Annotated in this window: 2 rRNA genes; both read right to left on the bottom strand. The window is 39.1% G+C overall.

Annotated features, from left to right (window positions below):
- A 5S ribosomal RNA gene (gene rrf, locus H4J63_RS19890) occupies positions 1 to 110 on the bottom strand; the annotation flags it as partial.
- Positions 111 to 255: 145 nt separating this feature from the next.
- Positions 256 to 335: ribosomal RNA gene (locus H4J63_RS19885) — 23S ribosomal RNA — on the bottom strand; the annotation flags it as partial.

Below are 335 nucleotides of genomic sequence, written 5' to 3'. Positions count from 1 at the left end.
GTAATGTCCTACTTTCACATAGCAAATGCTACACTATCATCGGCGCTGTTTCGTTTCACTACTGAGTTCGGCATGGAATCAGGTGGGTCCAAAACGCTATTGTCACCAAGCAAATTTGGGCGTTAATTCGTATCGCTACGCACTAACTGAATTTGGAAAATATCTGATAATATTTTTTAAGTCTTTCTAAGTAATATCTACTTTAGTCATATTAACTTCTGTCTAAACTGTCGCATAAAACGCGTTTGGCGTTGTATGGTTAAGCCTCACGGGTAATTAGTACAAGTTAGCTTAATGGCTCACACCACTTCCACATCTTGCCTATCAACGTTGTA

It is taken from the genome of Pseudoalteromonas sp. 5Ae-yellow (genome assembly GCF_014077565.1).
GTDB lineage: Bacteria > Pseudomonadota > Gammaproteobacteria > Enterobacterales > Alteromonadaceae > Pseudoalteromonas.
This window is presented reverse-complemented; position numbering and strand designations above follow the sequence as displayed.